The 13,646-nt window shown below is 72.3% G+C and carries 13 protein-coding genes; 9 read left to right on the forward strand and 4 right to left on the reverse strand.

Going from position 1 to position 13,646, the window contains the following annotated elements; genetic code table 11:
* Positions 1–121: 121 nt before the first annotated feature.
* A complete protein-coding gene (gene lepB / locus ACZ6TV_RS26115; RefSeq protein WP_465299887.1) occupies positions 122–646 on the reverse strand; it encodes a signal peptidase I in 525 nt (174 codons plus the stop codon).
* Between the two features lie 153 nt (positions 647–799).
* Here lepB and ACZ6TV_RS26120 point away from each other — a divergent pair, with 153 nt between their 5' ends.
* The 6 genes from ACZ6TV_RS26120 to ACZ6TV_RS26145 all read left to right on the forward strand — a co-directional run bounded on the left by ACZ6TV_RS26120 (position 800) and on the right by ACZ6TV_RS26145 (position 7,849).
* Positions 800–1,333 carry a hypothetical protein gene (locus ACZ6TV_RS26120; RefSeq protein ID WP_465299888.1) on the forward strand — a complete coding sequence of 178 codons (534 nt, stop codon included), beginning with the start codon at positions 800–802 and terminating at the stop codon, positions 1,331–1,333.
* 444 nt (positions 1,334–1,777) lie between these two features.
* On the forward strand, positions 1,778–1,981 hold the full coding sequence (locus ACZ6TV_RS26125) for a hypothetical protein (RefSeq protein ID WP_465299889.1): 204 nt from the start codon (positions 1,778–1,780) through the stop codon (positions 1,979–1,981).
* Positions 1,982–2,031: 50 nt separating this feature from the next.
* Positions 2,032–3,864 (forward strand): collagen-like domain-containing protein, encoded by a 1,833-nt coding sequence (locus tag ACZ6TV_RS26130; protein WP_465299890.1) that lies wholly within the window; start codon positions 2,032–2,034, stop codon positions 3,862–3,864.
* 77 nt (positions 3,865–3,941) lie between these two features.
* On the forward strand, positions 3,942–6,374 hold the full coding sequence (locus ACZ6TV_RS26135) for a DUF2334 domain-containing protein (protein ID WP_465299891.1): 2,433 nt from the start codon (positions 3,942–3,944) through the stop codon (positions 6,372–6,374).
* 140 nt (positions 6,375–6,514) lie between these two features.
* Positions 6,515–7,036 carry a hypothetical protein gene (locus ACZ6TV_RS26140; RefSeq protein WP_465299892.1) on the forward strand — a complete coding sequence of 174 codons (522 nt, stop codon included), beginning with the start codon at positions 6,515–6,517 and terminating at the stop codon, positions 7,034–7,036.
* Between the two features lie 297 nt (positions 7,037–7,333).
* Entirely contained in the window at positions 7,334–7,849 is a 516-nt protein-coding gene (locus tag ACZ6TV_RS26145; RefSeq protein ID WP_465300124.1) for an O-acetyl-ADP-ribose deacetylase, read from the forward strand.
* Here the strand turns inward: ACZ6TV_RS26145 and ACZ6TV_RS26150 are convergent.
* The 3 genes from ACZ6TV_RS26150 to ACZ6TV_RS26160 all read right to left on the reverse strand — a co-directional run bounded on the left by ACZ6TV_RS26150 (position 7,813) and on the right by ACZ6TV_RS26160 (position 10,484).
* On the reverse strand, positions 7,813–9,003 hold the full coding sequence (locus tag ACZ6TV_RS26150; RefSeq protein ID WP_465299893.1) for an FAD-dependent oxidoreductase: 1,191 nt from the start codon (positions 9,001–9,003) through the stop codon (positions 7,813–7,815). The two genes, ACZ6TV_RS26145 and ACZ6TV_RS26150, sit on opposite strands and share 37 nt — an antisense overlap.
* A gap of 63 nt (positions 9,004–9,066) precedes the next feature.
* A complete protein-coding gene (locus ACZ6TV_RS26155; protein WP_465299894.1) occupies positions 9,067–9,648 on the reverse strand; it encodes a PadR family transcriptional regulator in 582 nt (193 codons plus the stop codon).
* Complete coding sequence (locus ACZ6TV_RS26160) at positions 9,645–10,484, reverse strand: oxidoreductase (protein WP_465299895.1); 840 nt, start codon at positions 10,482–10,484, stop codon at positions 9,645–9,647. Before ACZ6TV_RS26160 ends, ACZ6TV_RS26155 begins: the two co-directional genes overlap by 4 nt.
* A 76-nt stretch (positions 10,485–10,560) precedes the next feature.
* Here ACZ6TV_RS26160 and ACZ6TV_RS26165 point away from each other — a divergent pair, with 76 nt between their 5' ends.
* From ACZ6TV_RS26165 to ACZ6TV_RS26175, 3 genes are read left to right on the forward strand one after another with little or no spacing between them, the layout of a single operon-like run.
* Positions 10,561–12,078: a B12-binding domain-containing radical SAM protein gene (locus tag ACZ6TV_RS26165; RefSeq protein ID WP_465299896.1), complete on the forward strand. Its 1,518-nt coding sequence runs from the start codon at positions 10,561–10,563 to the stop codon at positions 12,076–12,078.
* Positions 11,978–12,829 carry an NAD(P)-dependent oxidoreductase gene (locus ACZ6TV_RS26170; RefSeq protein WP_465299897.1) on the forward strand — a complete coding sequence of 284 codons (852 nt, stop codon included), beginning with the start codon at positions 11,978–11,980 and terminating at the stop codon, positions 12,827–12,829. The genes ACZ6TV_RS26165 and ACZ6TV_RS26170 overlap by 101 nt, the downstream gene beginning before the upstream one ends.
* Positions 12,829–13,590, forward strand: a complete 762-nt coding sequence (locus ACZ6TV_RS26175; protein WP_465299898.1) for a serine hydrolase domain-containing protein — start codon at positions 12,829–12,831, stop codon at positions 13,588–13,590. The genes ACZ6TV_RS26170 and ACZ6TV_RS26175 overlap by 1 nt, the downstream gene beginning before the upstream one ends.
* Positions 13,591–13,646 lie beyond the last annotated feature (56 nt).

The raw sequence follows: 13,646 nt of genomic DNA on the forward strand, positions 1-13,646 counted from the left end.
CGGCCACCAGAGGGAAAAGAAACGGAGGGGAGAAAAACCTCCCCTCTACTCCCCGCTCCCCCCAGAGGCCCCCCCGCCCGCCGGACCCCTCCCCTCCCCCCCCCGCCACCCGGGCCGCCGGCTACGGACCGGCGACGACCGCGAACACCGACGAGACCGCGATCGCGCCGAGGCACCGGGAGTCGTTGGACGCCGCGCGGTTGTCGCCGGCGACGAAGACGCTGCCCTCCGGCACCGCCAGCGGCCCGAACCGGCGCGACGCGCAGGAGCGCGGGTCCGGCTGCGCGTCCAGCGGCCCGTCCTGCACCACGTACGGCTCGTCCAGCGCGGCTCCGTTGACGGTGACCTTGCCCTGCGTGGTGCAGCACGCGACGGTCTCGCCGCCCGTGGCGAGCACCCGTTTGAGCATCGGCGAACCGGTCGACGTCCAGTCCTTGGGCGGATGGAACAGCACGACGTCGCCGTGCTTCGGGGTGTAGTCCGCGACGCGCCGGGCGGAAACGACCTGACCGGGCTTGATCCCGGGCTCCATGCTGACACCGCCCTGCGTGAACTGCGCGGTCGCGCCCGCCGGCGGGCTGTCGCCGCCGCAGCCGCTCGCGCCGGCGAGCACGACGAAGAGGGTCATCGACGCCAGTCTTCTCATCCGGCCGATCCTGGCAGAAGCGGGCCGGCCTGTGGGGGCGGCCGCGTCACCGACCAGCGGGGCCTCACCCCCGGTGTACATCCCGGCTACCGTCGGCTCGGCGGCGGGCGCGGGCGCTGACGCGCGGCTGTGCATCCACTACGGTCTACGACCATGACCGCACCACAGCGCGCCGGGTCCTCGTCGGCAGGCATGGGAGCCCGTGTCGTCGCACTCGTCGGGGCGCTCGCCGCGGTGCTCGCCATGAGCATGCCGTGGGCGAGCGAGGACAACACGGGCGTCGCCGAGTCCGGTCAGACGCTGCTGCTGCGCGGCGGTGTCGAGTGGACCGGCTGGGGCATCTATGGCGCGAGCCGGCTCGACGGTCACCGGCCCGTGTCGCTGACCGTGGCGATGATCCTGATCGCCGGGACGGTGCTGGTCGCGATCGCCGCGTGGGTCGCGTTCGAGCGGACCAGCCGCCGGTGGCTGCCGCCGGCGACCGCCGCCGCGGCCGTGCTCATGCTGATCGTGAGCTTCCCGGGACTCGAAGGGGTCAACGGCCGCTTCGGCAGCGGCCACATCACCACCACCGAGTTCGGCATCGTCGTGTGGCGGCTCGCCGTCGCCGCGGTCGCCCTCGGCTCGACCCGCCTCGCGCTGCTGCAGGAGGACGCGGCGACACCGCTGCGCCCGGACCTCACCTGACACGTCAACCCGCATCACCGCTGGGTAACCACTGGGCGCCCGCTGAGTGGGGTTTTGCCCTGGTATGTCCAGCTCATATCACTCCCCGTGACCGGCTCCACGCGGTGCGGGAGGGGGTGTCATCCGACCGGGTCGGTGGGGTGCCACTCGGTTGCTGACAACCTGGCCGCACCTGGGCGGCTACCTTAAGTGGACCAGCCACTCAGGCTGGCGGGAAGCTTAGATCCACCGGGCGTCTTTGGTCGCCGATCGGCCCGGTGGGGAGCCAGTGGCGAAACCGGACCCGTTTTCAGGTGACTACCGCGGGAGATCCGGTGTGCGTATCCACGCGCCCTCAGGCGCAGCAATGAATCGCTGAACCAAAGCCATTCCCATTCTTCGCCCCCGGCATTCCGGGGGTTTCTCAAGCATGCCGTGCCGCGGCCTGGAACCGGGGGTTTTTCCGTGCTGAAGAACGCTGCGATCGGATTCGGCGCCGCGATTGTCGCGGTGGCCCTGGCCGCCGTGATCTACCTGGCCGCGGCGCACCGGACGCCCGCCGCCGACGCCGGGGTCGTCTCCCGGCCGGCGAGCCGCAGCGAACTGCAGCCGCCGCCGAAGCCGCAGCAGCTGAAGCCGTCCGAACGCGTCGTCGTCACCGGCAAATAGCGAAGCAAGTCGTCACCGACACAGGTACCGCCCAGAATTAGGAGAACTGCGTGTTCCGCTCGAAGAAGCAGAAGATCGCCGCCATCGGTGCGACCGCCGCGGCCGTGCTCGTCGGTGTCGGCTCCGCCGCATTCGGTGCCATTCCCGCCAGCAACACCGGCGTCATCACCGGCTGCCGCGACAAGAACACCAGCGCGCTGCGGGTCATCGACTACCAGTCGGGCACGCGGTGCCGCAACAGCGAGCAGATGGTCCAGTGGAACCAGACGGGCCCGAAGGGCGACAAGGGCGCTACGGGCAGCACCGGCGCTGTCGGCGCGACCGGCGCCACCGGCCCGAAGGGTGCCACCGGCGCGACGGGCGCCACCGGCCCCGCCGGCGCGAAGGGCGCCACGGGTGCCACCGGCCCGCAGGGCGCCGTCGGCGCGACCGGCGTGACGGGTGCCACCGGCGCCAAGGGCGAGACTGGCGCCGCCGGTGCTCAGGGCGCCAAGGGCGAGACGGGCGCTGCCGGTGCCCAGGGCGCGAAGGGCGAGACGGGCGCGGCCGGTGCTCAGGGTGCGAAGGGCGAGACGGGCGCTGCCGGTGCTCAGGGCGCGAAGGGCGAGACGGGCGCTGCCGGTGCACAGGGCGCCCAGGGTGCCCAGGGTGCCCAGGGCGAGGCCGGCGCGGCCGGCGCGCAGGGTGCGCAGGGTGAGAAGGGCGAGACTGGCGCCGCCGGTGCCCAGGGTGCTCAGGGTGCTCAGGGCGCGCAGGGTGAGAAGGGCGAGACTGGCGCCGCCGGTGCCCAGGGTGCTCAGGGCGCGCAGGGTGAGAAGGGCGAGACTGGCGCCGCGGGTGCGCAGGGCGCCCAGGGCGAGACCGGCGCGCAGGGTGCGCAGGGTGAGAAGGGCGAGACCGGTGCCGCCGGTGCGCAGGGTGAGACCGGCGCGCAGGGCGAGAAGGGCGAGACCGGTGCGCAGGGCGAAAAGGGCGAGACCGGTGCCCAGGGCCTCCAGGGCATCCCCGGCATCAACGGCAAGGACGGCGACCCCGGCCCGAAGGGCGAGAAGGGCGACACCGGCGAGGCCGGCGCGCAGGGTGCTCAGGGCGAGAAGGGCGAGACCGGCGCCGCCGGTGCCCAGGGCATGCAGGGCATCCAGGGCATGCCGGGCCTGAGCGCCTACGACCTGGCCCTCGCCAACGACCCCACCGTCGGCACCGTGCAGGAGTGGCTCGCCTCGCTGGTCGGCGTGAACGGCGTCGACGGCAAGGACGCGTACCAGCTCGCGGTCGACATGGGCGCGTTCTCCGGCTCGCCGGAGGAGTGGCTGGCGTCCCTCAAGGGCAAGGACGGCGTCAACGGCGCCAAGGGTGAGACCGGCGCCGCGGGTGCCCAGGGTGCCGCGGGCGCTCAGGGTGCCGCGGGCGCTCAGGGCGCGGCCGGCGCGCAGGGTGCGCAGGGTCCGGCCGGTGCGGCCGGAGCCAACGGCACCAACGGCGCGACCTGGCTCACCGGCACCGGCGTCCCGGCGGGCGCGAACGGCGCGGTCGGCGACCTGTACCTCGACACCGCCACGGCCAACGTCTACAAGAAGACCGCGGCGACCACCTGGACGCTGACGGCGAACATCAAGGGCGCCACCCCCACGGTGACCCAGACGACCGCCACCAAGTCCGGCTCGGTGCAGATCAACGCCGGCAGCTCGTCCGGCACGCTGAACATCACCTGCGACAACGCCGGCATCGCGATGGTCGGCACCTGGTCCGAGACCGGCTCCGGCAACGTGGGCCTGACCAGCGGCAAGCAGTCCACGGACGGCAAGACCTGGCAGTTCACCTTCTCGCACAGCGGCAGCACCAACATCGTGACCGGCCTGGTCACCTGCGTCAGCTTCAGCTGAACCACCACAGGGCGGCCCCGGCAACCGTCGGGGCCGCCTTGCCAGTACACCTGCCAAACAAGGGAAAGCGAGCACCTGTGCGCACTGTGGTGAAGCTGGTGGCGTCGACGATCGTCGGCACCATCGCCGCCGGTGGCCTGAGCACGGCGGCCCACGCCGCCGGGCCGGCCGTCAGCGGGGTCACGCCGAAGAACGGGACGACCGGCATCGCCGTCGGCGTCCGCCCGACGATCACCTACGACACCGCGGTCGACCCGTCGGCGCTGCGGTACTCGTTCGTCAAGACCAGCGGCGGCGCGTCCGTCGCGTCGTACTACGCCTACGACGCGCCGACGCACACGTTCACGTTCACGCCGCGGGCCGCGCTCGCCGAGCAGACGAAGTACACGATGACGGTGAAGGTCAGCACGTCGACCTACACCTGGTCGTTCACCACCGGGGTCACCGACAGGGTCGCGCCGAGCGTGCCGGGCGCGCCGAGCGTCGCCGACGTCACCACGACGGGCGCGACGGTCAGCTGGGGCGCCTCCACGGACGCCGTCGGCGTCACCGGCTACCAGGTGTTCGACAACGGCACCCTGAAGGCCACCGTCACGGAACCGTCGACGACCCTCGCCGGCCTGGAGCCGGGCACCGCGCACAGCATCACCGTCAAGGCCGTCGACGCCGCCGGGAACGTCTCCGCCGCGTCGGCCCCGGTGGCGTTCACCACCCTGACGCCGCCGCCGGCGCCGGACACGGCCGCGCCGAGCGCGCCCGGTGCCCCGGTGGCGAGCGCGCTGACGTCGACCGGCGTGACGCTGACCTGGGAGCCGTCGACCGACAACGTCGGCGTCACCCAGTACACGATCAGCGGCGGACCGGCCGTCCAGACGAGCACGGTCAACAGCGTGGCCCTCACCGGGCTGTCGCCGCTGACCGCCTACGGCTTCACCGTCACGGCCACCGACGCCGCCGGCAACACGTCCGCCGCGTCGCAGCCGACGGTGGTGACGACCCCGGCGACGCCGATCGCCAACGGTGTCAACGGCGCCGGCATCCCCGGCGCCACCGGCAAGACCCTGGTGCTCTACGACAGCACCGGCCCCTACGGCTTCCTCGGCGAGCTCTACGCGATGGCCGCGGTGAACCTCAGCTCCCACTTCGGCGACTGGACCGCGCAGCCGGTGACCAGCTACGCCGCCGGCGAGATCGACCAGTTCCAGGCCGTGGTGTACCTCGGCAGCACGTACGACGAGCCGCTGCCCCTGGCGTTCCTCGACGACGTGACCGCGACCACCAAGCCGGTCGTGTGGATCTACGACAACATCTGGCAGCTGACGGCCCGCGACCCGAACTTCGCCGCCAACCGCGGCTTCATGTGGACCGGCTTCGACGTCTCCTCGATCTCGACGGTCAACTACAAGGCCAAGACGTTCACGCGTGACCCGCAGAACGGCGCGGGCATCATGGACACCACGATCAGCGACACCACGAAGGCCACCCCGGTCGCCAGCGCGGTCCGCGCCGACGGCACCACGATGTCGTGGGGCGTGCGGTCGGGCAACTTCACCTACCTCGGCGAGATCCCGTTCTCCTACATCAGCGCCGACGACCGGTACGTCGCCTTCTCCGACCTGCTGATCGACGTGCTCGCGCCGCAGACCGTGGAGCGGCACCGGGCCCTGGTCCGCATCGAGGACGTCGGCCCCGACGCCGAGCCGAGCGAGCTGCGGGCGATCACGAACTACCTGTACAGCAAGAACATCCCGTTCTCCGTCGCCGTGTACTCCCGCTACCGTGACCCGCTGGGCTCCGGCACCGGTGGGGTGGCCGAGGACTACACCCTCGCGCAGCGGCCCCTGGTCGTCGCGGAGCTCAAGTACATGCAGTCGCACGGCGGCACGCTGCTGATGCACGGCTACACGCACCAGTACGAGAGCATGCTCAACCCGTACAACGGCGCCAGCGCGGACGACTTCGAGTTCTACACCGCGCACGTCGACCCGGTCACCAACTACGTCATCTACGACGGCCCGGTGCCGGCCGACTCGCAGGCGTGGGCGCAGGGTCGCATCGACGGCGCGTTCGCGGCGTTCGCCGCGGCGGGCCTGGCCAAGCCGACCATCTTCGAGTTCCCGCACTACGCCGGCTCGGACGCGTCCAACCGGGCGGTCGCGGCGACCTTCAAGACCCGCTACGACCGCGGCCTGTACACCTCGGGCGCGCTGCGCGGCGGCGCGCTGGACAACAGCCGGATCTTCGGCCAGTTCTTCCCCTACACCGTGCGCGACATCTACGGGGTGCTGACCGTGCCGGAGAACATCGGCAACATCGAGCTGGAGCCGTTCAACAACCACCCGGCGCACCTGTCGGCGGACATCGTCAAGTCCGCGCAGCTGAACACGGTCGTGCGGGACGGTGTGGCGAGCTTCTTCTTCCACCCGTACGTGCCGCTGAGCTACCTGCAGGAGACCGTCACGGGCATCCAGGCGGCGGGCTACACCTTCGTCCCCGCGTCGTCGATGTAGCGCTCCCCGCGCGAAGGAAAGGCCGGTGCCCCCGAGGCGCCGGCCTTTCTGGCTGCCCGGGGGACAGCTCCGCACCCTGATTGCACCTAAATTCGACATGTCAGAAAATTTCGCGCTTGTACCCCCGCAGGAGGCCCGCGTTGGTTGCGTCCCTGGAGACCTCGGAGACCGTCGTCGACCCGCAGGCCCCGGCCGAGGTGAAGCCCCGGCGCAAGGGAAGGCTGGCGGCCGGGTTCGCGCTCGTCGCCGTCGCCGCGGGCGTCGCCGGCTGGCAGGCGCCGCGGGTCGCCGGCGAGCTGACCAGGCCGGCCTACATGGGTGAGCCCGCCGCGGCGATCGCCGCCGACCTCGGCTGCGACAACTACGCCCAGTCGACCACCCGCGACGAGACGATCTACCGCTACCACGACCAGGGCACCTGCACCCTGGAGGGCACCGTCGTCACGATCACCACCTTCGACCGGGCGAGCGACGAGCAGGCGTTCGAGTCGGTGATGAAGGCGCTGATCCCCGTCGTCCACCCGACCTGGCAGGGCGCCACCTACGCGGCCGGCGAGGCGTGGAACGTCGCCGACGCCCGCAACCTCACCCCCGAGACGGCGACCCTCGTCGTCCAGCGCCTCGGCGACGGCGCCACGAAGGTCATCCCCTTCAAGCACTGACGTGCGAAGTGCCGGCGTCCGGATCGTATTTGGCGGGTAGGCGCGGCGGCTGCCGTGCTGCGGAGGCGGTGGTCCCGGCGGGATGCCACCTGCCGCCGCGCCGTACATGTAGTCCACCAATCCGGGCGGTGGCGTGGGGCGCCCCGGCGGAGATTGACGCTGGGTGCACAAACACCAACGGTGGTGTAACAGTGCGGCCCGTCGTTGCCCTGCCGCCGAACCGCCAGGCGGCGGCCAGGGCCGTTTCGCGGGCGATGATTTCGTTGCGGTCGTCCCCTTCCCGAGCAGTAGCATCGCCTGGTGCTGGAACTGGTCGCCGGGGACATCACCGCGCAGCGGGTCGACGCGATCGTCAACGCCGCCAACTCGTCGCTGCTCGGCGGTGGCGGCGTCGACGGTGCGATCCACCGCAAGGGCGGGCCGGAGATCCTCGAGGCGTGCCGCGCGCTTCGGGTCGGGCACCTCGGCAAGGGGCTGAAGGCCGGGCAGGCGGTCGCGACGACCGCCGGGCGGCTGGCGGCGACCTGGGTCATCCACACGGTCGGCCCGGTGTGGAGCGCCACCGAGGACCGCTCCGCCACGCTGCGCGACTGCTACAGGAACTCCCTCGCGGTGGCCGAGGGGCTGGGCGCGACGTCGGTGGCCTTCCCGTTGCTGTCCTCCGGCGTGTACCGGTGGCCGAAGGACGACGCGGTGGCGCAGGCCCTGGCGGTGCTGCGGGACCCGCCGCCCGGCATCGGGCTGGTGCGGCTCGTCCTGTTCGACGCGGCCACCCTTCAGACGGCCGAGCGGGTCGCCGCCACGGGGGCGTGAAAGTCGATCGGGTGGTCGAACTGCCAGCGCCACTTCTCCGGGTTCGCCATCAGCCGCATCATGGTCGGCATCAGCAGGTCGCGCAGCACGCGGGCGACGGGACCGGCGGCCTTGTCGCTGTTCGTGCGGGCCGCGGTCGCGATGACCTTCTCGACCCGGGCGCGGCGCAGGAGCTCGTAGGCCTCGAAGGCCGCGGGGACGGGAAGGTCGCGGAGGCAGCGGGCCAGCTGCACGGCGCTCTCGGCGGCGAGCGACGCGCCCTGCCCGGAGCTGGGCGACGTGGGGTGCGCGGCGTCGCCGATGAGGACGGTCCGGTCGCGGTGCCAGACCGGCACGGACGCGATGTCCTCCAGGCCGCCGGTGACGACGAGGTCGGCCGGGTCGGTGCGGCGGATCAGCTCCACGGCCGGGATCCGGTCGCCGGCGAACGCGTCGGCGAGGATCGGCAGCCACTGCTCGGGCGTGTTGCCGGCGCCGTATGACGGGTCCTTCGACGGCAGGTTGACGAACCAGCCGCCGTCGCCCGCGTCGGTCACCTGGTAGCCGAAGAACGCGCGCCGGCCGAAGACCAGGTGCATCTTGTCGCCGGTGGGCGCCACGCCGCGGCCGGAGCAGCGGGCGCCGAAGCCGAGCAGCCCGACGTATCGCGGTGCGGGCGCGGACGGGTCGATGAGGCGGCGGGCCGTGGAGCGGATCCCGTCGGCGCCGATCACGACGTCGGCAGTCGCGCCGGTACCGTCGGCGAACCGCACCGTGCCGCCGTCCAGCGACGTGAGGCGCTTGCCGTGCTCGATGCGCACGCCGCGGGCGACGGCCTCGTCGTACAGGGCGCGGTAGAGCTCGTGCCGCCAGACCAGCTGCATCGCCGGCAGGTCGGCGAAGGAGCCGAACTCGGCGAGGCGCTTGCCGGTCCAGCTCTGCATGACCATCCCCGACATCGGGGTGCCGACCCGCTCCACGACGTGGTCGGCGTCGATCGCGGCCAGGGCGGTGCGGCCGTTCGGCGCGATGCTCAGCGCCCCGCCGACCCCGTCGGCGAAGCCGTCGTGGCCTTCGTAGACGGTGGCCGTGATGCCGGCCTTCTGCAGGGCGAGCGCGGCGACCGGGCCGGCGATGCCGCCGCCGATGACGATCGCGGACGTGACCGTTCCCATGACGAACCCCCGGCGAGACAATTGGTTGATACCAACTATCCGTCGTCGACTAGTCAGAGTCAACTATTTTGGTTCGTGGTACGCCGCCCACATCGGACCCCAGCCGTCGACGGGGTCGGTGACCTGCTCGATGAACCGCCGGACGAACGCGATCTCCGCCTCCAGCAGGCCCTGCCGGTAGGCCTCCTCGACCAGGAACAACGGGTGCGGGTCGGCGCCATCGACGAGGGCCGCCGCCGTGGCGCGCTGCTCCTCCAGGCGCACCAGGCGCTCCCGGAGCAGCTCGACGACGACGTCCGGGTGCAGGGCGCTGACCAGCGACAGCGCCGAGCCGAACGCCGGGAACTCGTGCCGGGGCGTGCCGACCAGGTCCCGCAACCAGTCCTGCAGCTCGGCCCGCCCGTCCGGGGTGATGCCGTAGACGGTGCGTTCGGGCCGCTGACCCTCCCGGGTCGTCTCCTGCTCCGCGATCAGGCCGGCCTTCAGCAGCTGCTCGACCACCATGTAGACCGAGCCGTGGGTGAACTTGATGCTGCGGTCGTCGCCGTGCGCGCGCAGCGTCTTGGACAGCTCGTACGGATGCATGGGCGAGCCGCTCAGGTACGCCAGCACCGCCAGGGCCAGCAGGTTCTTCCGGGCGGTCATGCCGCCGTCAGCGCCGTCATCGCCTCGTCGTCGAGGGTGACCCGCCCGGCGGCGACGTTCTCCTCCAGGTGCTCCAGCGTCGCGGTGCCGGGGATGAGCAGCGTGTTCGGCGCCACCGCGAGGATCCACGCGAGGGCGACCTGCGCGGGCGTGACGTCGAGGCGCAGCGCCGTGGCCTTCACCGCCGGGTGGCCGAGGACCCGCTCGCGGCCGAACGCGGCGCCGAGCGGGAAGAACGGCACGAAGGCGATGCCCCGGGCCGTGCACGCCCGCAGCACGTCCTCGCCGCCGCGGTCGACCAGGTTGTACGGGTTCTGCACGCACGCGACCGGGGTGCGGGTCAGCGCGTGCTCCAGCTGCGCCAGGGTGACGTTGCTCAGGCCGACGCCGCCGATCAGCCCCTCGTCGCGGATCGCGATCATCGCGTCCAGCTGCGCGTCGAAGTCGCCGTCGGCGCCGGTCACCCGGAGGTTCACCACGTCGAGGCGCTCCACGTCGAGGGAGCGCAGGTTGTCCAGGACCCCGGCGCGCAGCTGCTCGGGCTCCTGCGCCGGCAGCCAGCCGCCCTTGGCGTCGCGCGCCGCGCCGACCTTGCTGACCAGGACGAGCCGGGCGTCGTACGGATGCAGGGCCGTCCTGAGCAGCTCATTGGCGACGTCGGGGCCGTAGTACTGCGCGGTGTCGATGTGGTCGACGCCGAGCTCGACCGCGCGCCGCACCACGGCCAGGGCCTCGGCCCGGTCCCGGGGCGGCCCGAAGGCACCCCGGCCGGGCAGCTGCATCGCGCCGAAGCCGATCCGGTGGACGGTGCGGTCACCGAGCGGGAAGGTCTTCACCCCGCAAAGCCTACGACGCACGACATCTCCACATCTCGCACACCAGCCGTCCCGCGCCGGCCAATACGGTCGATGCATGCGGGTGCTGATGATCCTTCCGGCCCTGACCGAGGCGACCAGCCCACTGTTCCGGCCGATCAAGTACAGCCTCTTCCCACCGCTCGGCCTGGCCACCCTCGCCGGCTACCTGCCCGGCGACGACGAGGTGCGCATCGTCGACGAGCACGTCGAGCGCTTCGACCCCGCCGGCCTCGCCGAGCTGCCCGATCTCGTGGTCATCCAGGTGTACGTCACCTCGGCCCGGCGCTCCTACGAGCTCGCCGACTGGTTCCGCGCCCGCGGGGTGTTCGTCGCGCTCGGCGGGCTGCACGTCACGTCCCTGCCCGACGAGGCCGCCGCGCACGCCGACAGCGTCTTCTGCGGGCCGGGGGAGGACACCTGGCCCGTCTTCCTGACGGATCTGCGACGGCGTTCGGCGCTGCCGCGGTACACCTCGAAACAGCGCAGCCTCGAAGGACTGCCGCCGATCCGGCGCGACCTCATCAAACGCCACCGTTACCTGGTGCCGAACTCGATCGTGGTCTCCCGCGGCTGCCCGCACCACTGCGACTTCTGCTACAAGGATGCGTTCTTCGAGGGCGGGAAGTCGTTCTACACCCAGGCCGTCGACGACGCGCTCGCCGAGATCGACCGGCTGCCGGGCCGGCACCTGTACTTCCTCGACGACCACCTGTTCGGCAACCAGCGCTTCGCCACCGAGCTGTTCGCCGGGATGCGCGGCGCGGGCCGGGTGTGGCAGGCGGCCGGCACCGTCGACTCGATCCTGCGGCCCGGGCTGCTGGAGCGGGCCGTGGCGGCGGGCCTGCGCAGCCTCTTCGTCGGGTTCGAGACCATCAACGCCGGCAACCTCGCCGAGCAGCGCAAACGGCAGAACGTCGGGCGGGACTACGGCGAGGTCGTGCGGCGGCTGCGCGACGCGGGCGTGATGGTGAACGCCAGCTTCGTCTTCGGCATGGACCACGACGGGCCCGACGTCTTCGACCGCACCGTGGAATGGGCCGTGCGGCAGGGGATCGAGACCGCGACGTTCCACATCATGACCCCCTATCCGGGCACCGGCCTGTTCCGCCGGATCGCGTCCGAAGGCCGGATCCTGCACCGCGACTGGGAGCTGTACGACACGCGGCACGTCGTCCACGAGCCCCGCGGCATGACGGCGGGCCAGCTCTCCGACGGCTACTGGCGGGCGTACAAGGACTTCTACCGGTGGGGCAACCTGTGGCGGGGCGCGGCGACGAAGCCGCTGCTCGGTGACCGGATGCGGCACCTGGCGTACGCGGGCGGGTGGAAGAAGTTCGAGCGGGTGTGGGACGTCCTCATCCGATCGGGGCAGGTCCTGCACGCGCTGCCGCTGCTGGAGTCGGCGCTGTCCAGCTTCGGTACCCGGTCCTCCGGTGGAAGAATGACGTCCGGGCTGCTGAAAGGAGCAACGGATGACCGTCGCGGTGCTGGGGACCGGGATCATGGGCGCGGCCGTCGCGCGGAACTGGCTGCGGGCCGGCCACCCGGTGCGGGTCTGGAACCGCACGGCTGAGACCGCCGAGGCCCTGGCACCCGACGGCGCGGTCGTCTGCGACACGCCCGCCGCGTGCGTCGAGGGCGCCGACGCGGTGGTGACCATGCTGTTCGACGCCGGCTCCGTCGCCTCGGTCATGACCGCGGCGGCGCCGGCACCCGGCACGCTGTGGCTGCAGCTGAGCACCGTCGGGGTGCCCGGCGCCGACGACCTGGGGGTCCTCGCCGCCGAGCTCGGGCTGGTCTACGTCGACGCGCCCGTGCTCGGCACGCGGCAGCCCGCCGAGCAGGGCAAGCTCACCGTCCTCGCATCCGGGCCCGCCGGCGTCCGCGAGCGGGTCGAGCAGCTGTGCGGGCCGATCGCGGCGAAGGTGACGTGGCTGGGTGAGGCCGGTGCCGGCAGCCGGATCAAGCTGGTCGTCAACAGCTGGGTGCTGACCGCGGTCGCGGGGATGGCGCAGAGCGTCGCGCTCGCCGACGGCCTCGGCCTGGACCCCGCGCTGTTCCTGCGGCTGGTGTCCGGCGGGGCGCTCGACATGCCGTATCTGCACGCGAAGGCACCGTCCATGATGGACCGTTCGTATCCGGTGGCGTTCCCGGTCAGCGGGGCGCTGAAGGACGCCGGGCTGGTCGGCGACCTCGCCGCGGCCGTCGGCGTCGACCGGTCCGTGGTGGACGCCGCGGCGGCGCTGCTGTCCACCGCGGCCGGCCGCGGGTTCGCCGAGGACGACATGGCCGCGCTGTACGAGGCCGTGCGGTCGCCCTCGTAGTGCGGCGCCGCTCGCTCCTGCTGCTCGGCGCGGGGCTGGTCGCCGGCTGCGACGCCCACGGGGCGCCGCCCCGTCCCGCGCCGTCACCGTCGCCGTCCCCGGTCTCGCCGTGGGCGTTGCCGGTCGCCACCCCCGCGCCGTGGCCGACCGGCAGGTCCCGGGCCGGGCGGCTGCGGGACGCGGTGACGCCGTTCGTGGCCTCGGCGATGTTCCCCGGCGGGGTGGTGTTCGCCGCCGTCGACGGGGCCGTCGTGGCGCACTTCGCGTTCGGCGACGCCGTCCGGTACGACGCCGCGAAGGCCGAACTGCCCGCCGCCGAGCGGGTGCCGGCGACCACGCAGACGCTGTACGACCTCGCGTCGCTGACGAAGACGTTCACCGCCGTCCTCGCGCTGCGGCTCGTCGAGCAGGGCGCTCTCGCGCTGGACGAGCCGGTGTCCCGCCACCTTCCGTCCTTTGTGGACAAGGCGGCGATCACCGTACGGATGCTGCTGACGCACACGTCCGGGCTGTCGAAGGACGTCCCGCTCGTCGGCTCGACGGCCGCGGAACGGGTCGAGCACGTGCTGCGCGAGCCGCCCGTCGCCCCCGCCGGCAGCGGCTACCTGTACGCGGACCAGAACTTCACCGGCACGTCCATGGTGTGCGACCCGTCCCGCCGCATCGTGCTCGTCCTGCTCACCAACCGCGTGCATCCCGACGCCACCAAGGGCAGCAACAACCCCGCCCGGCGGGCTGTGGCCGACGCCATGCTGCCGTAGATCCTTTCCGTGGGGTACCTTGGAGGAGATGTGATCCGCTGACACCTCCCAACCCG

The organism is Dactylosporangium sp. NPDC051087, from assembly GCF_055586325.1.

Bases quoted from the DNA above. Each gene is read 5' to 3' on its own strand.
- ACZ6TV_RS26170 (WP_465299897.1), top strand. From the start codon at position 11,978: ATGACCGTCGCGGTGCTGGGGACCGGGATCATGGGCGCGGCCGTCGCG.
- lepB (WP_465299887.1), bottom strand. From the start codon at position 646: ATGAGAAGACTGGCGTCGATGACCCTCTTCGTCGTGCTCGCCGGCGCG.
- ACZ6TV_RS26120 (WP_465299888.1), top strand. From the start codon at position 800: ATGACCGCACCACAGCGCGCCGGGTCCTCGTCGGCAGGCATGGGAGCC.
- ACZ6TV_RS26165 (WP_465299896.1), top strand. From the start codon at position 10,561: ATGCGGGTGCTGATGATCCTTCCGGCCCTGACCGAGGCGACCAGCCCA.
- ACZ6TV_RS26155 (WP_465299894.1), bottom strand. From the start codon at position 9,648: ATGACCGCCCGGAAGAACCTGCTGGCCCTGGCGGTGCTGGCGTACCTG.
- ACZ6TV_RS26150 (WP_465299893.1), bottom strand. From the start codon at position 9,003: ATGGGAACGGTCACGTCCGCGATCGTCATCGGCGGCGGCATCGCCGGC.